This is a genomic window from Actibacterium lipolyticum (assembly GCF_900184935.1).
Lineage (GTDB): Bacteria > Pseudomonadota > Alphaproteobacteria > Rhodobacterales > Rhodobacteraceae > Actibacterium_A > Actibacterium_A lipolyticum.
Map to the genome: position 1 here is coordinate 775,595 of NZ_FXYE01000002.1, position 17,174 is coordinate 792,768.

A 17,174-nucleotide genomic window follows, 5' to 3' on the forward strand; every position below is an offset into this window, starting at 1 on the left:
AATTTGAAGGCGTGAAAAATGACGAATCACCCCCAAGTCGGGCCTAAATCGGCTTTACGGATGGCCCGTTTTCATGCGTAGCTTTCCCTGCCCGCTGCCAATAGCGACAAAAGCCAAGTCAGCGGAGCAAGGGAGGAATATGCCTAAGCAATTGATTTTATGTGATTGTCTTGGAAGTCAGACAATTGACGCCGACGCGCTGTCCAACGCAACTGGGGTGACGTGTTCCCGCGTCCATTCCGGGCTATGCACCCATCAGGTCGAACAGGCCGCGCAGGCAATTGCCACGGGCGACGCTGTTATCGCCTGCGCCCAAGAACAGGAACGGTTCGAAGAATTGGCCGCCGAAATGGGCCACCCTGCGCCAATATGCGTCGATATCCGCGATCGTGCCGGTTGGGGGGATGGCACCGATGCGACCCCCAAAATGGCGGCGCTGATCGCCGAAGCCCAACTGGCCGTACCCGCCTCCAAAACGCGCGACGTGGTTTCCGAAGGGCTGTGCCTTATCATCGGCGCATCAGAGGTTGCGCTTCCCGCTGCCGAACGCCTGTCAGAGGCTCTTTCCGTCACGGTTCTGTTGCTGGGTGACGACGATCTGCCGCCGACACGCAGCTACGAAATCGTGCGTGGCCGTCTGCGCGGCGCACATGGCACGTTGGGCAATTTCAAGGTGCGCATTGATGCGCTGCAACAGGTTCAACCGGGCGGACGTGCTGGTTTCACCCTGACTGATCCGCGCGACGGGGCGCAGACCGAATGTGATATTATCCTTGATCTAAGCGGCCAGACCCCGTTGTTTCCCGCGCCCGAAAAACGCGATGGTTACCTGCGTGCCGATCCCGGCAGCATCGATGGGGTGGCCCAAGCCGTTTTCGATGCCGCGCAATGTGTCGGCGTTTTCGAAAAGCCGCTGCATATCGCGCTGACCCCGCATCTTTGCGCCCACTCACGCGCCGAAAAGACCGCCTGCACGCGGTGCCTTGATGTTTGTCCAACCGGCGCGATCAGCCCTGATGGGGAACATGTGGCGATTGACCCAATGGTCTGCGCCGGGTGCGGCGCTTGTTCGGCGCTGTGCCCTTCTGGCGCGATCAGCTATGACGCGCCGCCGGTTTCGTTCGTCTTTCAACGCATTCGCACCTTGGCCGAAACATACGCCGCCGCCGGTGGCAGCGGTGGGCACCTTTTGGTCCACGACGCCGATCATGGGGACGAGATGATCGCCCTTGCCGCGCGCTTCAGCACCGGCTTGCCCTCGAATGTCATCCCCATGGCGGTTGAGGCTTTGGCCGGTGTCGGTCACGCCGAAATGCTGGCCGCGCTGGCCGTGGGGTTTGAGCGGGTCAGCATCCTGCTTTCCCCTAAAACCGAACGCGAGGTGTTGGAACGCGAACTGGCCCTAGCCGCAGCAATGGCCGACGCGCCGCGCCTGCAATTGTTGGATATCGCGGATCCGGACACGCTTAGCGAAACGCTTTACGCGACTGAAACCATCCCGATGCAGATCACGCCGATCTTGCCGCTGGACGGTCGCCGCCAAGTTACCCGCACGGCGGTAAAAGCGTTGCAACCAGACGCCGACCAACCGATCCCCCTTCCCGAAGGGGCGCCCTATGGCGCGGTGCTGGTGGATACTGATGCCTGCACGCTTTGCCTTGCCTGTGCATCGCTTTGCCCGCCGGGTGCGTTGATCGACAACCCCGACAAACCACAGCTGCGTTTTCAGGAAGACGCCTGCCTGCAATGCGGTCTATGCGCCAATGTCTGCCCCGAAGATGCAATCACCCTTCAGCCCCAGATGGATCCGACCGACGCAGCCTTCACGCAGCGCGTTCTGCACGAAGAGGAACCCTTTGCCTGCATCGAATGCGGCAAGCTGTTTGGGGTGAAATCAACGATTGAACGGATCACTGAAAAGTTGGCCGGCAAACATTCGATGTTTGAAACCACGGCGGCGGGCCGACTTATTCAGATGTGCGACGATTGCCGCGTCACGGCGCAATATCACAGTTCTAACAACCCCTTTGCCGGGGCCGAACGCCCGCGCGTGCGCACCACCGACGATTACCTGAGCAAGCGCCGGGATCACTGATGAATAACGGGCGCGCCCAGATCTGCGGGCTGCAAAGAAGCGGCATAGGCTTGTATCGCCTCAACCTCGTCCAGTGTCAGCAGCACAGGCACGATGGGCGGTGGGCGCTGTGGGTCGAATTCAGGGCTGACCTCTTCCACGCGCATGAACGCGGGGTGCGGGTTCAGGGCGAAGAAGGCCATGAAACGTTCCTCCCAATTCGGCAGGGTCCGCAGGGCGTGGAACGATGGGGTGGACCCGATGCTGGTCATCCGCGTCGCATCACTGACGACATGGCAACGCCCGCAGTGTTGCCCGGCCAAGGTGGCACCGCGCGCAGCGTCGCCATCAAACACAACCGCCTGCTCAACGCCCGCCTGCCCGGCAGCACCGGTAAACGGCGCACCGGTTTCAGGGGTGAACGCCGCAACGGTCCGCTGTCCGATGTCAGACAACAGCCAATCAGCAAAGGAGGCAGCGGCGGGGTTTTCGCTCAACAAGGTCAGGCCGTACACCTGATCGCCGCGCGCCAGAACCGGGCGCCCTTCTGCCCCCAACTGGGCGTCGCCGTCGGTATCGACCAGCGCCGCGCGCCGCCCCGTTTTCAGCGCGAAGCGGGGCAAAATATATTGCATCAGCCCAGATGCTTTCAGCGTATCATCCGCCATCAACCCGAACTCTCGCTCTTGCGCGACGGCCGGTTGGCTGAGCATCAGCATGGCGATGATCAGATATCTAAAAATACTCGGCACGGTGACCGCCTCCCTTCGCTCAGCGTAGGCGCGGCCCCGCAAGCCGGTCAATCCCGAAGCCAAAATCAAGGAGCAAGTGGATGAGCGACGATTTCAACATGTCGATGCGGAAATTCCTGAAACAGGTCGGCGTCACGTCGCAGCAAGCCATAGAAGAGGCAATGCGCAACGCCGGCCAAGATGCCACCGCCGGTAAAACCTTCGCCGCAAAAGTTGTGTTGACGGTCGATGGGCTGGACATGGAACATATCGTCGAAGGCCAGATCACAGGACCAGCTGAATGAGCGTGACCCGCGACGACGTATTGGCCGCCCTGCGCGGTGTGAACAACCCGATCAGCGGGCAGGATGTTGTGGCCGCCGGAATGGTGCGTGCCCTGAATGTCGAAGACGGCGCCGTCCGTTTTGTCTTGGAAATTGACCCGGCCCATGCCCAACGTATGGACCCGGCCCGCCAACAGGCCGAGGCCGCGATTAAGGCATTGCCCGGCGTTTCGTCCGTTTCCGTGGTCATGACCGCGCACAGCGCCCCCGCCGCGCCGCCTGACCTGAAGATGAAGTCAGCCGCACCCAAGGGCCCCGAAAAGGTGCCCGGCGTTGACCGGATTATCGCCATCGCCTCGGGCAAGGGCGGTGTGGGGAAATCCACCGTTTCGGCCAACCTTGCCACGGCGCTGGCTGCCGAAGGGCGGCGCGTTGGCCTACTGGATGCCGATGTTTACGGCCCGTCGCAGCCGCGGATGTTGGGGGTGTCTGGCCGCCCAGCCTCGCCCGATGGCAAGACGATTTTGCCGATGCGCAACCATGGCGTCACGATGATGTCGCTTGGTCTGATGACGCAGGAAGACGAGGCCGTGGTTTGGCGCGGCCCGATGCTGATGGGCGCGCTTCAACAGATGCTGTTTCAGGTGCAGTGGGGCGCGTTGGATGTGCTGTTGGTGGACCTGCCCCCGGGCACCGGCGACGTGCAGATGACCTTGGCCCAGAAATCCCACGTGGATGGGGCGATCATCGTGTCCACCCCGCAGGACATCGCGCTTTTGGACGCCCGAAAGGGCATCGATATGTTCAACAAGTTGGAAACGCCGATCCTTGGGATGATCGAAAACATGTCGATGCATGTCTGCACGAACTGCGGGCACGTGGAACACACATTCGGCCACGGCGGTGTCCGGGCCGAGGCTGAAAAGCTGGGCGTTCCTCTTTTGGCAGAAATCCCGCTGGATCTAAGCATTCGTACAGCCGCCGATGGGGGCGCACCGATCGTGGTATCGCAAAGCGCCTCGCCGCAAGCACAGGCGTTCCGCGCCCTTGCCCGCCACCTGATCGATGCGGGCCAAGCATGAGCGAAGGGCCGAACTTCCCCCCTCTTTTGACCGGCGAGGAATTAACCGGCACCTCCGACCCGTTCGTCAAAGCCTGCACAGAGGCGACGTTGGGCTGTGACGCCGGGTTGGTCTTGTACAACCTGCACCCAGACCGGCTGGAAACGGCCATTGTTCTGGCCCCGGAAACGCCGCTGGAACAGGCGATGGCCGCCTTCTGTGCCGTTGGTGTTGGTTTGCAAAACGCCCTTGGCGCGCTTGCCCCGCCCGAGGTCGCCGTGCATCTGGACTGGTCCGGCACCATCTTGGTGAACGGCGCGGCCTGCGGGCAGCTTAGCGTTGCGGCCAGCACAAGCGAGCCGGGCGAAGCGCCCGATTGGTTGGTGGTTGGCCTGACCCTGCCTCTGATCCCTCCGTCTGAAGATGCGCCCGGTGACACGCCCGATCAAACCGCCCTGTTTCTGGAAGGCTGCGCCGATGTTGACCCCGTCGCCCTGCTAGAGGCATGGTCGCGCCACACATTGGTTTGGCTGACCCAGCTAGACGATGAAAAGGGGCGCGAAACCCTGCACCGGGAATGGCGTGGTTTGGCCTGGAACATGGGCGAAGATGTCACCCTAAAGACTGGGGAAACCGGCACCTTTCTGGGTGTCGACGAAAACTTCGGTATGCTTCTGCGCGGTGCGGATGGGCAGACCCAGCTTATCCCCCTGTCTGAACGCCTGAAAAGGAACTGACCTATGAAACTGGCCCGTGCGATCCACTTTGACGAAAGCGATCAGAACGTGTTTTTCAGCCCCGCCCGCACCGGTGAATGGGCGATCAGCGGCGGGTTCGAGTTTTCGAATTGGTCAGACGGTGATCTGGTCGGCAAAGCGCGCCAAGCCTTTGCAAATGGCTGGCTTGGCGTGGAAACCTTCGGGCGCGTCACCTTTGTGGCCGTCACCCAGATTGAACCGTCCGAGATGGAGGCGCTGGCCGATCGGCTTGCCCAGCATTTCGTCGATGTTTATGGCGCCCCGTCGCTGGACGTCGCCCGCCCCACCGCACTGGACGAACTAAACCACATGGCAGAGCTGTGCGAAGATCACGCGCCCAACACGGTGCTGACGGTCATGCGCGAATTGACCGACGCAGGCGTGCGCGAACAGTACCGCTTCATCGAAGGGAACGAAGCTGGTTTAGACCAGTTCGCCATTCACGGCGAACTGGACTAAGCGCCTAGTTCGCTGTGGCGTTGAAGGTGAACAGCTTTTCCCCCGCGATGGTGTAGCCATCGATCAGGGCCTTCGCCGTGTCGCTGACCAGCCATCCTTCCAAAGCCATCGCCGCATCGTTGTTTACGTGGGCGTGCTTGGCCGGGTTCACCGGCATATAGGCGTATTGGTTGAACAACACCGGATCGCCCGCGAACAGCAGCGCCAAGTCGCCCTTGTTGCCGAATTTCAACCAGCTTGCCCTGTCAGACATGATATAGCCATTCATCCCCGACGCGGTATTCAAGGCCGCCCCCATACCTGCACCAACCGCGCGGTACCAATCCCCCGTCGGCTCCACCCCGGCAGAGGCCCACAGCGAAAGCTCTTTCTTATGCGTACCGCTGTCATCGCCCCGGCTGACAAACGGGGCCTTTGCGTCAGCAATGGCAACCAACGCCTCATCTGCCGAGGTCGCCTTGCCCGCACCCGCCGGATCGCCCGCCGGGCCGATAATGACGAAATCATTGTACATGATCTCTCGCCGGTGGGTGGCGTTGCCTTCGGCGATGAATTTATCCTCGGCCGCGCGGGCGTGAACCAGAACCGCATCGACATCGCCAGCCGCGCCAAGGCGCAGGGCTTGGCCGGTTCCGACGATCAGCAGCTGCACCTCTAACCCGGTATCCGCCTGAATCTGGGGCAGCAGCACATCCGCCAAACCAGAATTCGCAAAGGAAGTCGTAACCGCCATTTTCATTTCTTCAGCCGCAGCAACACCGGCAACAAACACAGACACCACAGCACCAAGGATCACACTTCGTTTCATGGCAATAAATCTCCGTTCAGAAATGCACGAGTCTCTGGGGTCTTGGGCGCGCTGAAAAACGCGTCCTTCGGGCCTGCCTCGTGAATCAGGCCGCCGTAAAGAAAGATCACATCGTCAGCCAACCGCCGGGCCTGCCCCATGTCATGGGTGGACATCACGACACGTGTGCCGGATTGGCGGGCGTCGGCCAAAATCACCTCAATCTCGCGGGTTGAACGACCGTCAAGGTTGGCGCAGGGTTCGTCCAGAAACAGCAGCTCGGGCTGGCGGATAAGGGCACGGGCCAGGGCCAGCTTTTGCTTTTCACCGCCCGAAAGAACATGCGCCGGACGGGTCAGCGCGGCGGACAGGCCAACGCGTTCGGCCCACTCAGCCGCCGCCGCGCGGGCGTTCGTTTTTCCCTGCCCTGCCAAAATAAGAGGATAGGCAATACAATCCTGCACTGATCGGCGCATCATGATTGGCGACTGGAAAACAAACGCCTGACGGGCGCGAACGGTCTCTTCATCCGCCTGCCATTTCGCGGCATCATGGGTGCAGCGTTCCAACCCGTGCAACGCCCGCAAGAACGTGGTTTTGCCCGATCCGTTGGGGCCGATTATCACGGTGGTCCCATCCCCCTTCAGTGTCATGGAAACCGGCCCAAGCAAGCGCTTACCACGCCGGTGAACCTCTAGCCCCGTCAGGTGCAGCGGTAGGATTGAGGCTACCATCGGCCGCTCCTTTCCGTGCGGGACAAAGCGTGCATCGCAAAGTTCACCGCGATCGCCAGCGCGATCAGAACGAAGCCCAGCGCCAGGGCCAGCGCGAATTCACCCTTGCCGGTTTCCAGCGCGATTGCCGTGGTCAGGACGCGGGTCGCATGGTCGATGTTACCGCCCACGATCATGATCGCCCCAACCTCGCCAATCGCGCGGCCAAACCCAGCGAGAGAGGCCGTAAGTAGCGCCCGCCGACCATCCCACAACAGCGCGCGGATGCGTTGGGATTTGGTCGTGTTCAGCGAAATCAGCAGGTCGTGATAGTCGGCCCAAAGTTCACGAATTGCCTGATGCGCGATGGAGGCGATCAGCGGCGTGATGATAATCACCTGCGCGATGACCATCGCTGTTGGGGTAAACAGCAACCCCAAAACGCCGAACGGGCCAGACCGGGATAAAAGGATGTAAACGATCAACCCCACCACGACTGGCGGCAATCCCATCAACGCATTCAACAGCGCGATAACAACACGACGCATTCGAAAACGATTGATCGCCAGCCACGCGCCGAACGGCAGGCCAATCGCCGATGCGATGACCATCGCGCCAACGCTGACCTGCAAAGATCGCAGCGTTATTTCAATAAGTTCCGGATCAAAGCTCACAATCAGCCGCGCAGCCTCGGCAAGACCCAGAAGGATATCATTCATGGCGCTAAGCTTTGCAAAATGGGCGACTTTTCTTGCTTCATCACGAATCCATAGCACCCCAAAAACGGGCACCCAACGGTCAATTTAGCCTTGGGTAAAACCCGTGCCGGACAATTTGTCCGCAGCCCATTCACGCCGTGGCCGCCGCCGCTTGACGACACCATGCCAGAACTGCAGGCAGATCGGCCTCAATCTGTTCGGCCATGCCATCGGCGTATGCGGCGAACCCGTCACGTTTGCCTTCGCCCACGGATGTCAGCACCGGAACGCCCTGCGCCAGCGCCTGACCGATCAAGGGGCGGAAACCACGGCCCTCTAGCTCCTGCTTGCCGAATTTGTTGATGATCAACAGATCAATCGGCCCGTCCAATGCCGCGCCGACAAGGCCAACGGCCTGTTCCAGCCCTTCGGGGTCAAGCCGGCAACCGCGCGACCCACGGCCAAGGTTTTGACTGATCCGCACGACGCTATCGTTGGTCAGAACATGCAGGTCCATGTCGCAGCTTCGCGTCGGGTCACGTTCCACGTTTTCCTGAACCGCGCCGGCCACGCGCAACCCTTCGGCGCGTAGCGCGACCGCCGCATCAAACAGCAACCTGTCCGACGCACCCCGCCCTTGCGTTGTCACATAGCCTAGCATGATGTGATCCTCCCCCGGTGCAGTGTTTCAGCGCGGCGCACGAACTGCAAGGCCCGCCCCTTGCGCACCCCCCTGCTTGCCCCCAATATGCGGCGGGAAGAGGAAGACCGCCAGATGACAGATCACAGCCGCATCACGCCGCGCCCCAACGATCCGCGCCTTACGCGCCGGGTGACGGGCACCGACCATACCGGCGCACAGACCGAGATTTCGGTGGTTGAGGAACGCCCGCTGACCATCTTCCTGAACAGTCAGGAAATCGTTACCGCGATGACAATTGGCGATTACCCCGACTATCTGGCCCTTGGGTTTCTGCGCAATCAGGGAATGCTGCGCGCCGACGATACTGTCACTGGCGTGGATTTCGATGAAGAGCTTGAAACCATCGTTGTGCGCACGGAACGCGAAACCTCGTACGAAGAGAAGGTCAAGAAAAAGACCCGCACATCGGGTTGCGCCGTTGGCACCGTTTTCGGTGACATGATGGAAGGGCTAGAGGGGCTGACCCTGCCCCCCGCCGAACTGCGCACCAGTTGGCTCTATTCCCTCGCGAAAGAGATCAACACGACCCCGTCCTTGTACCTAGAGGCGGGCGCGATCCACGGCACGGTTCTGTGCCAGCAAGACCAGCCGCTGGTTTATATGGAGGACGTGGGCCGCCACAACGCCGTCGATAAAATCGCGGGCTGGATGTTCATGCACAACGCCCCGGCGGCGGATAAGATCCTTTACACCACTGGGCGGCTGACCTCGGAAATGGTGATCAAGACGGCGCTTATGGGAATCCCGGTTCTGGCGTCACGCTCTGGCTTCACGGCTTGGGGTGTCGAAATCGCGCAGCAGGTCGGCCTGACCCTGATCGGGCGCTTGCGCGGGCAACGGTTTGTCTGCCTGTCGGGCGAGGAACGGCTGATCCGCGATGCTGACCCTGCCTCAGTCACCGACGAAGGGCGCAAGCATCGCCGCAAAGGGGCCGAAGCATGAAGGTTGCGGGCGTTATCCTTGCTGGGGGCAAGGCAACCCGGATGGGCGGTGGCGACAAGGGGCTGAAGGTCGTGGGTGGCAAACGGTTGCTGGATCACGTGATTGAACGGCTGTCACCCCAATGCGCGCCGATCGCGTTGAACGCCAATGGCGACCCGGCGCGATTTGCCGAATTCGCCCTGCCCGTCTTACCCGACAGCATCGCCGACCACCCCGGCCCCTTGGCGGGTGTCCTGGCCGGTCTTGATTGGGCGGCGGGCATCGGTGCAACCCATGTTGTCAGCGCCGCCGCCGACACCCCGTTTTTCCCGGCCGATCTGGTCGCCCGGCTTTCGGAACAGGCCGGTGGCTTTGCCCTTGCCGCATCGCGCGACGCGGATGGCAAGCTGTGGCGGCAACCGACATTCGGCCTGTGGCCCGTCGCCCTGCGCGATGATCTGCGCGGCGCTTTGGAAAACGGGCTGCGCAAGATCGTGATGTGGACGGATCAGCACAACGCCGGTTTGGCCGAATTTCCCGCCACCCCGTTTGACCCGTTCTTTAACGTCAACACACCCGAAGACATCGCCCAAGCAGAGGCCCTGTTGGCCGAGGCTGGCGCATGAAAATCTATGGCGTGACCGGCTGGAAGAACGCCGGAAAAACCGGGCTGATGGAACGGCTGATCAGCGAAATCACATCGCGCGGCCACAGCGTTTCCACCATTAAGCACGCCCATCACAACACCGAAATCGACCACCCCGGCCGCGACAGTTTCCGCCACCGCGAGGCAGGCGCGATAGAGGTTTCCGTATCCTCGCCCGCCCGCTGGGCCGTTATGCATGAATTGCGCGGGGCAACCGAACCCTCGCTTGACGAACTGCTGGCCCGGATGACCCCGGTCGATCTGGTTCTGATCGAAGGATACAAACGCGCGCCCCACCCCAAGGTCGAAGCCTTTAGGGCCGAAACCGGCAAACCCATGCTGGCCGGGCAGAATGAAACCATCCGCGCCGTCGCGACAGACAGCACGGTCACGACAGACCTGCCCGTACTTGACCTGAACGACACCGCCGCCATCGCAGATTTCATTCTGGCCGAAGTTGGCTTGGTCACGCCCACGGCAGCCTCAAGCGTTACGCCGCCAAAGCTGCGCAACGACTGCTTTGCCATGCCACAGGGCGTCGATTGGGTGCCGGTCGATCAAGCACTGGACCGCCTGCGCGACATCCTTCATCCGTTAACCGAACACGAAACGCTGACACCCGCGCGTGCGGCTGGGCGGATACTGGCCGCGGATTGCATCGCCCGCCGCGCGAACCCGCCCGCCCCGAATTCGGCGGTGGATGGATACGGCTTTGCCCATGCTGCCACTGGCACAGGGCGGCAAAGCTTGCCGCTGGTCGAAGGGCGCGCCGCCGCTGGCCAACCGTTCGACGGTGCAGTGCCCCGTGGCTCCGCCGTGCGCATCCTGACCGGGGCAATCCTGCCGCCCGGCGTCGATACCGTCGTGCTAGAGGAAGACACCGCGCTGGATAATGGCGCGGTCGTGTTTGACGGCCCGATCAAGCCAAACGCCAACACCCGAAAAGCAGGCGAGGATATGGGCCAAGGCGATATCGCCCTTCGCGCGGGCCATCTGATCCGCCCGCCCGATGTCGCCCTGCTCAGCGCGCTTGGCATTGGCCAAATCACCACCCATCGCCGTCTGCGCGTTGGTGTGCTGTCCACCGGGGACGAATTGTTGGGCGACCCTGCCGAAGATGCACTGCCCCATCAGATTTACGACGCCAACCGCCCGATGCTGCTTAGCCTTGCGGAAAAGTGGGGCTATGACGCTGTCGATTTGGGCCACGCAAAAGACGACCCAGACGCAATCGCGAACCACTTGAATGATGGCGCGGCACAGGCGGATGTTATCCTGACCTCGGGCGGGGCCTCGGCTGGAGATGAGGATCATGTATCAAAACTGCTGCGCGAACGCGGGCAGCTTTCCAGTTGGCGCATCGCGGTAAAGCCCGGTCGCCCGCTTGCGCTGGCCATGTGGAACGGTACGCCCGTTTTCGGCCTGCCGGGCAATCCGGTTGCGGCCTTCGTCTGCACACTGATCTTCGCCCGCCCTGCGTTGTCGTTGATGGCCGGTGGCGGATGGGCAGCGCCGATGGCCCTCTCCGTTCCAGCCGCGTTTTCCAAGAACAAGAAACCGGGGCGGCGCGAATATCTGCGTGCGCGGCTAACCAGTGATGGCCGGGCAGAGGTGTTTCAGTCAGAAGGTTCGGGCCGGATCAGCGGACTATCTTGGGCCACCGGGTTAGTCGAATTGCCCGACGAGGCCGTATCGGTTAAGCCGGGTACGCCCGTCACGTTCCTGCCCTATGCCGGGTTCGGGGTTTAACCCTTTCGGATCAAGTAAACCTGCGCTTCGCCCCCGTCATCGTGGCTTAGAACCGTGTGGCCAGCCTCGGCGCAGAAATGGGGCACATCGACCAACGCCGCCGGATCCGTTGTAACCAAACGCAACACACCACCTGACGCCAAAGCGCCAAGGCGTTTGCGAGCTTTTAGCACCGGCAGCGGGCACAAAAGGCCCGACGCATCAACTTCGTCATCCCAAGTCATAGCGAAGATATAGGAAGCGGCTTACACCTTGTCCATCGCGCGTTTGCGGCACGCCATGCTCAAAACACGACAAAAATCCGATTTTGATAGAAATCTCCTATCAATCAACGAAATTCCAAGATTGACCAAACAGTTACCCGTTCTGCACAGATGGATCAGGCCGCGCGCGCAAGCGCACCACCCAACCCCGTGAATGGATCGCAGATATGGCATTGGACGAACGACCCGGCATCTGGAAATCAGGCAAGGGGCGCGGGCGCAAAACGCCCAAGGGCCGCCAGCTGGACGATCTGGCATGGGATCAGGTTAAAACCCTGTTGGGGGACCAACCCCGCCGCCGCGACCTGTTGATAGAATTTCTGCATCTGATCCAAGATGAATACGGCCACATGTCGGCCGCCCACCTGCGCGCCTTGGCCGAAGAAATGCGCCTTAGCATGGCCGAGGTGTGGGAGGTCGCGACCTTTTACGCCCATTTCGACCCTGTGAAAGAAGGCGAGGCCCCGCCGCCCGACCTGACGATCCGCGTATGCGACAGCCTTTCGTGTGAACTGGCCGGGTCCGAGGCGCTGTTTGATGCGCTGACCGCTGGGCACGACCCGGCGAAAGTGCGTGTGCTGCGCGCGCCGTGCATGGGGCATTGCGATACTGCGCCGGTTCTGGAAATCGGCCACCATCACATTGATCACGCCACCCCCGAAAAGGTCGAGGCCGCAATCAAGGCTGAACATTTTCACCCCCACATGCCCGACCACCAGTCGTTCGATGCCTATGTCGCCGATGGCGGTTACGAAACGCTGAAAGCCCTGAGGGAAACCGGCGACCCCGAAGCGGTTCAGGACAAGGTTCTTGAATCCGGCCTGCGCGGGCTTGGCGGTGCGGGTTTCCCATCGGGGCGCAAATGGTCTTTCGTGCGGGCCGCCGAAGGACCGCGTTATTTGGCCGTGAACGGGGATGAAGGCGAACCCGGCACGTTTAAAGACCGGTATTACCTTGAACGCGCTCCGCATCTGTTCCTCGAAGGGATGCTGATCGCCGCCTGGGCGGTCGATGCGGCGAAATGCTTTATCTATATGCGCGATGAATATCCGGCGGTGCTGCACCTGCTGCGTGATGAGATCACGGCATTGGAACAAGCCGGGCTGGTGGCCGAAGGGTATATCGACCTGCGCCGTGGCGCGGGTGCGTATATCTGCGGCGAAGAAAGCGCGATGATCGAAAGCATCGAAGGTAAGCGCGGCCTGCCCCGCCACCGGCCGCCCTATGTTGCGCAGGTGGGGATCTTTAACCGCCCGACCTTGGTTCACAACATTGAAACCCTGCATTGGGTGACACGCGTTTGCCGCGAAGGGCCAGAGGTTCTGAACAGCGTTGAAAAGAATGGGCGCAAGGGCCTGCGGTCTTATTCCATCTCTGGCCGGGTTAAGGCGCCCGGTGTGCATCTGTTGCCCGCAGGGTCCACCATCATGGACCTGATCGAAGCGGCCGGTGGCATGCTGGATGGGCACACCTTCACCGCATATCAACCGGGTGGCCCGTCTGCTGGCCTGTTGCCTGCCTCAATCAACGACGTGCCGATGGATTTTGACACGCTTCAGGAACACGGAACCTTCATTGGGTCCGCCGCCATCGTGATCTTATCGGACAAGGACAAAGCCCGCGACGCCGCCCTGAACATGCTGCGCTTTTTCGAGGATGAGTCCTGCGGCCAATGCACCCCCTGCCGGGTAGGTTGCGAAAAGGCCGTAAAGCTGATGCAGGCCGACAAGTGGGATCGCGAACTGCTGACAGACCTGTGCGATGCGATGGGCGATGCCTCTATCTGCGGGCTGGGGCAAGCTGCGCCCAACCCCATTCGCCTGACCATGAAACACTTCCCGGATGAGGTGTAAGTTATGACAATCAAGTTCCAGCTAGACGGCAAGGACGTTGAGGCCCGCGAAGGCGAAACGATATGGGAGGTCGCCAATGGCCGCGGCCTGATCATCCCGCACCTGTGCCACAAGCCGGCACCGGGTTATCGCCCCGACGGCAACTGCCGCGCCTGTGTCGTAGAGATTGAGGGCGAGCGGACGCTGGCCGCCTCGTGCATCCGCGCCCCGTCCGAAGGGATGGTCGTTCACACCAACAGCGAACGCGCCGTCAAATCCCGCAAGATGGTGATGGAAATGCTGGTCGCCGATCAGCCCGAACGCGACGCCGCGCATGACAAGTCCTCGCACCTATGGGACATGGCCGAAGCACAGGGCGTCACCGAAAGCCGGTTCCCCACGATGGCGGCGGATCACATCCCGCTGTTGGATGACAGCCATGTCGCGATGCGCGTGAACCTTGATGCCTGTATTCAGTGTAACCTGTGCGTCCGCGCCTGCCGCGAGGTTCAGGTGAACGATGTGATCGGCATGGCCGGTCGCGGGCACGACGCCTTCCCCACGTTCGACTTTGACGACCCGATGGGCGACAGCACCTGTGTGGCCTGCGGCGAATGCGTTCAGGCCTGCCCAACCGGCGCTTTGATGCCCGCCACCGTGTTGGACACAGCGCAAGTTGGCGACAGCAAGGATTTCGATGAACAGGTCAAAAGCATCTGCCCCTTCTGCGGCGTGGGTTGCCAAGTCTCGCTTAAGGTCAAAGACGGCAAGGTGAAGTATGTCGACGGCATCAACGGCCCTGCGAACGAAGGTCGGCTGTGCGTAAAAGGGCGGTTTGGGTTCGACTATATCCACCACCCTCACCGTCTGACGAAACCGCTGATCCGGCGCGAGGATGCGCCCGCCAAGGGCCTGAACGTTGACCCGGCGAACCCGCTGACCCATTTTCGCGAAGCCACGTGGGAAGAGGCGCTGGATGCTGCCGCAAACGGGCTGGGCGGCCTGAAATCAGCACATGGCGGCGCGTCTGTGGCTGGTTTCGGTTCGGCCAAGTGTTCGAACGAAGAGGCCTATCTGTTCCAGAAATTCATTCGCCAAGGGTTCGGCCATAACAACGTCGATCACTGCACGCGGCTGTGCCATGCGTCATCCGTTGCGGCGTTGATGGAAAACGTCGGATCAGGCGCGGTGACGGCCACGTTTAACGAGATTGAAAACGCCGATGTCGCCATCGTCATCGGTGCCAACCCAACCGAAAACCACCCGGTCGCGGCGACCTTCTTTAAGCAGTTCACCAAACGTGGCGGCAAGCTGATCGTGATGGACCCGCGTGGCACCGCGCTGAAACGCTACGCCGAACATATGTTGCAGTTCAAACCCGGCGCTGACGTGTCGATGCTGAACGCGATCATGTCTGCCATCGTCGAAGAAGGCCTGTACGATCGCCAATACATCGAAGCCTTCACCGAGAACTGGGAGGCCGAGAAGGCCCACCTTGCCAACTTCGCCCCCGAAAAGATGGAAGAGCATTGCGGCATCCCCGCCGAGACCCTGCGCGCCGTGGCCCGCGATTTTGCCACCGCCAAGGCGGGCATGATTTTCTGGGGTATGGGTGTTTCGCAGCATATCCACGGCACGGACAATTCGCGCTGCCTGATCTCGCTTGCGCTAATGTGCGGGCATGTGGGGCGGCCGGGAACGGGCCTGCACCCGCTGCGGGGCCAAAACAACGTTCAGGGCGCGTCGGACGCGGGGCTTATCCCGATGTTCCTACCCGATTATCAGGACGTCACCGACGACGGCGTGCGCAGCGCGTTTTCCGAAGTTTGGGGCACGGGCGACTGGTCTTCGCAGAAGGGCCTGACGGTGACCGAAATTCTGGATGCGGTGCACGCGGGAAACATTAAGGGCATGTATGTGCTGGGCGAAAACCCCGCCATGTCCGACCCCGATGTGACCCACGCGCGCGATGCACTGGCGTCGCTGGAACACCTTGTCGTTCAGGACATCTTCCTGACCGAAACCGCGAACTTTGCCGATGTGATCCTGCCCGCCGCCGCGTTTTACGAAAAGACCGGCACGGTCACCAACACCAACCGTCAGGTTCAAATGGGCCGCCCCGCTGCCCCGCCCCCCGGCGAAGCGCGCGAGGATTGGCAGATCACCACCGATCTGGCGAACCGCATGGGGCTTGGCTGGACCTATACCCACCCCGCCGAGGTGTTCGCCGAGATGAAGCAAAACATGCCTTCGCTTGATAACATCACGTGGGACCGGTTGGCGAACGAAGGGGCCGTTACCTACCCCAGCCTGTCGCCTACGGACCCCGGTCAGCCGATTGTCTTTGGCGATGGTTTCCCCCGTGCCGAAGGGCGCGCGAAATTCACTCCGGCCAATGTCATCGCCCCGGACGAAGTGCCAGACACCGATTTCCCGATGGTCATGACCACGGGCCGCCAGTTGGAACATTGGCACACCGGTTCGATGACCCGCCGTTCCGCCGTTCTGGACGCGGTAGAGCCAGAGGCGAACGCATCGCTGCACCCGGCCACGTTGCGCCGGTTGGGCGTTGAACCGGGCGGTAAGGTGCGGCTGGTTACACGGCGCGGCGAAATCACCATCATGGCCCGCGCCGACCGCGCGGTGGCCGAAAACATGGTGTTCGTCCCCTTCGCATATGTCGAAGCAGCGGCAAACGTTCTGACCAACCCGGCGCTGGACCCTTATGGAAAAATCCCCGAGTTCAAATTCGCAGCCGTGCGTGTGGAAGGCGTGATCGAAGGGATGGCGGCAGAATAAGCCGCCGCACCAAGGCAACCGAATGTAAAGCGTACTTGACATCTTTCGCCCGCAGCGGATATGTAAAGCACGCTTTACAAAAGGTGCATTATGAAACGAGGCTTTCTTTTACTGTTGATCGGGCTTGCGGCCTATGTCGCGGCGCTGTTCATTTCAAACAAGCTGCTTTCGGGAAACATCGAAGGCGGCCTGACACGCACATTGATATCCTTGGCGCCCATGCTTCCGGCGTTGTTTATCTGCGGCGCAATCGTAAAAAGCATCCGCGGTTTGGACGAATTGCAACGTAAATTACAGTTCGAAGCACTGGCACTGGCCTTTGCCGGAACTGCGCTGATCACCTTCAGCTACGGCTTCTTAGAAGGAAGCGGTTTTCCGAAACTGTCCATGTTTGTCGTATGGCCCATTATGGCAACGCTTTGGGTGGCTGGGGTATTGGTTGGACGTGTGCGGTACGGATGAAGAACCATATTCAAACACTGCGCCAAGAACGTAAGTGGTCGCAGGCCAACCTGGCCGACAAACTTGGGGTTTCCCGACAAACCGTCAACGCGTTAGAGCGCGGCCGCTATGACCCAAGCCTACCGCTTGCGTTCAAAATTGCCCGACTTTTTGATTTGGCGATCGAGGAGATTTTTCTAAACGATCCCGATAAGGCTGATGCCCCCTGACGGAACTTGACCAAGTGTTCCGATA

18 protein-coding genes are annotated in these 17,174 nt (G+C 61.1%); 12 read left to right on the top strand and 6 right to left on the bottom strand.

What is annotated here, in order from left to right; all coding sequences use genetic code 11:
* The first annotated feature begins 139 nt into the window (after nt 1-139).
* Nucleotides 140-2,095, top strand: coding sequence for a 4Fe-4S binding protein (locus COL8621_RS12470; protein ID WP_093967671.1), 1,956 nt, complete (start codon nt 140-142; stop codon nt 2,093-2,095).
* On the opposite strand, the gene COL8621_RS12475 is transcribed toward COL8621_RS12470, so the two are convergent.
* A complete protein-coding gene (locus tag COL8621_RS12475; RefSeq protein ID WP_235823859.1) occupies nt 2,089-2,826 on the bottom strand; it encodes a hypothetical protein in 738 nt (245 codons plus the stop codon). The genes COL8621_RS12470 and COL8621_RS12475 overlap by 7 nt on opposite strands.
* An 80-nt stretch (nt 2,827-2,906) precedes the next feature.
* Between COL8621_RS12475 and COL8621_RS12480 the strand changes: the two genes are divergently transcribed.
* Genes COL8621_RS12480 through COL8621_RS12495 form a run of 4 tightly spaced genes read left to right on the top strand, consistent with a single transcriptional unit; the run spans nt 2,907 to nt 5,367 of the window.
* Nucleotides 2,907-3,110 (top strand): DUF6494 family protein, encoded by a 204-nt coding sequence (locus COL8621_RS12480; protein ID WP_093967673.1) that lies wholly within the window; start codon nt 2,907-2,909, stop codon nt 3,108-3,110.
* Entirely contained in the window at nt 3,107-4,171 is a 1,065-nt protein-coding gene (locus tag COL8621_RS12485) for an Mrp/NBP35 family ATP-binding protein (protein ID WP_093967674.1), read from the top strand. Before COL8621_RS12480 ends, COL8621_RS12485 begins: the two co-directional genes overlap by 4 nt.
* On the top strand, nt 4,168-4,887 hold the full coding sequence (locus COL8621_RS12490; protein WP_093967675.1) for a biotin/lipoate--protein ligase family protein: 720 nt from the start codon (nt 4,168-4,170) through the stop codon (nt 4,885-4,887). Before COL8621_RS12485 ends, COL8621_RS12490 begins: the two co-directional genes overlap by 4 nt.
* A gap of 3 nt (nt 4,888-4,890) precedes the next feature.
* Nucleotides 4,891-5,367 (top strand): DUF6505 family protein, encoded by a 477-nt coding sequence (locus COL8621_RS12495; protein WP_093967676.1) that lies wholly within the window; start codon nt 4,891-4,893, stop codon nt 5,365-5,367.
* 4 nt (nt 5,368-5,371) lie between these two features.
* On the opposite strand, the gene COL8621_RS12500 is transcribed toward COL8621_RS12495, so the two are convergent.
* The 4 genes from COL8621_RS12500 to COL8621_RS12515 all read right to left on the bottom strand — a co-directional run bounded on the left by COL8621_RS12500 (nt 5,372) and on the right by COL8621_RS12515 (nt 8,226).
* Entirely contained in the window at nt 5,372-6,175 is an 804-nt protein-coding gene (locus tag COL8621_RS12500) for an ABC transporter substrate-binding protein (protein ID WP_093967677.1), read from the bottom strand.
* A complete protein-coding gene (locus tag COL8621_RS12505; RefSeq protein WP_093967678.1) occupies nt 6,172-6,888 on the bottom strand; it encodes an ATP-binding cassette domain-containing protein in 717 nt (238 codons plus the stop codon). Before COL8621_RS12505 ends, COL8621_RS12500 begins: the two co-directional genes overlap by 4 nt.
* Entirely contained in the window at nt 6,882-7,586 is a 705-nt protein-coding gene (locus COL8621_RS12510; protein WP_093968561.1) for an ABC transporter permease, read from the bottom strand. The genes COL8621_RS12505 and COL8621_RS12510 overlap by 7 nt, the downstream gene beginning before the upstream one ends.
* A 130-nt stretch (nt 7,587-7,716) precedes the next feature.
* Nucleotides 7,717-8,226 carry a DUF2478 domain-containing protein gene (locus tag COL8621_RS12515; protein WP_176438493.1) on the bottom strand — a complete coding sequence of 170 codons (510 nt, stop codon included), beginning with the start codon at nt 8,224-8,226 and terminating at the stop codon, nt 7,717-7,719.
* Between the two features lie 114 nt (nt 8,227-8,340).
* Here COL8621_RS12515 and COL8621_RS12520 point away from each other — a divergent pair, with 114 nt between their 5' ends.
* Genes COL8621_RS12520 through COL8621_RS12530 form a run of 3 tightly spaced genes read left to right on the top strand, consistent with a single transcriptional unit; the run spans nt 8,341 to nt 11,584 of the window.
* On the top strand, nt 8,341-9,210 hold the full coding sequence (locus COL8621_RS12520; protein ID WP_093968562.1) for a formate dehydrogenase accessory sulfurtransferase FdhD: 870 nt from the start codon (nt 8,341-8,343) through the stop codon (nt 9,208-9,210).
* Nucleotides 9,207-9,815: a molybdenum cofactor guanylyltransferase MobA gene (gene mobA / locus COL8621_RS12525; RefSeq protein ID WP_093967680.1), complete on the top strand. Its 609-nt coding sequence runs from the start codon at nt 9,207-9,209 to the stop codon at nt 9,813-9,815. Before COL8621_RS12520 ends, mobA begins: the two co-directional genes overlap by 4 nt.
* The gene (locus COL8621_RS12530; protein ID WP_093967681.1) at nt 9,812-11,584 is read left to right on the top strand and encodes a bifunctional molybdopterin-guanine dinucleotide biosynthesis adaptor protein MobB/molybdopterin molybdotransferase MoeA; all 1,773 of its coding nucleotides are present in this window, start codon (nt 9,812-9,814) and stop codon (nt 11,582-11,584) included. Before mobA ends, COL8621_RS12530 begins: the two co-directional genes overlap by 4 nt.
* On the opposite strand, the gene COL8621_RS12535 is transcribed toward COL8621_RS12530, so the two are convergent.
* Nucleotides 11,581-11,808 carry a sulfurtransferase TusA family protein gene (locus COL8621_RS12535; RefSeq protein WP_093967682.1) on the bottom strand — a complete coding sequence of 76 codons (228 nt, stop codon included), beginning with the start codon at nt 11,806-11,808 and terminating at the stop codon, nt 11,581-11,583. The two genes, COL8621_RS12530 and COL8621_RS12535, sit on opposite strands and share 4 nt — an antisense overlap.
* Nucleotides 11,809-12,014: 206 nt before the next feature.
* Between COL8621_RS12535 and COL8621_RS12540 the strand changes: the two genes are divergently transcribed.
* The 4 genes from COL8621_RS12540 to COL8621_RS12555 all read left to right on the top strand — a co-directional run bounded on the left by COL8621_RS12540 (nt 12,015) and on the right by COL8621_RS12555 (nt 17,149).
* The gene (locus tag COL8621_RS12540) at nt 12,015-13,700 is read left to right on the top strand and encodes an NAD(P)H-dependent oxidoreductase subunit E (protein WP_093967683.1); all 1,686 of its coding nucleotides are present in this window, start codon (nt 12,015-12,017) and stop codon (nt 13,698-13,700) included.
* A 3-nt stretch (nt 13,701-13,703) separates the two neighbouring features.
* Nucleotides 13,704-16,478: a formate dehydrogenase subunit alpha gene (gene fdhF / locus COL8621_RS12545; RefSeq protein ID WP_093967684.1), complete on the top strand. Its 2,775-nt coding sequence runs from the start codon at nt 13,704-13,706 to the stop codon at nt 16,476-16,478.
* 90 nt (nt 16,479-16,568) lie between these two features.
* Nucleotides 16,569-16,940 carry a hypothetical protein gene (locus COL8621_RS12550; RefSeq protein ID WP_093967685.1) on the top strand — a complete coding sequence of 124 codons (372 nt, stop codon included), beginning with the start codon at nt 16,569-16,571 and terminating at the stop codon, nt 16,938-16,940.
* Entirely contained in the window at nt 16,937-17,149 is a 213-nt protein-coding gene (locus COL8621_RS12555; RefSeq protein WP_093967686.1) for a helix-turn-helix transcriptional regulator, read from the top strand. Before COL8621_RS12550 ends, COL8621_RS12555 begins: the two co-directional genes overlap by 4 nt.
* Nucleotides 17,150-17,174: the final 25 nt, after the last annotated feature.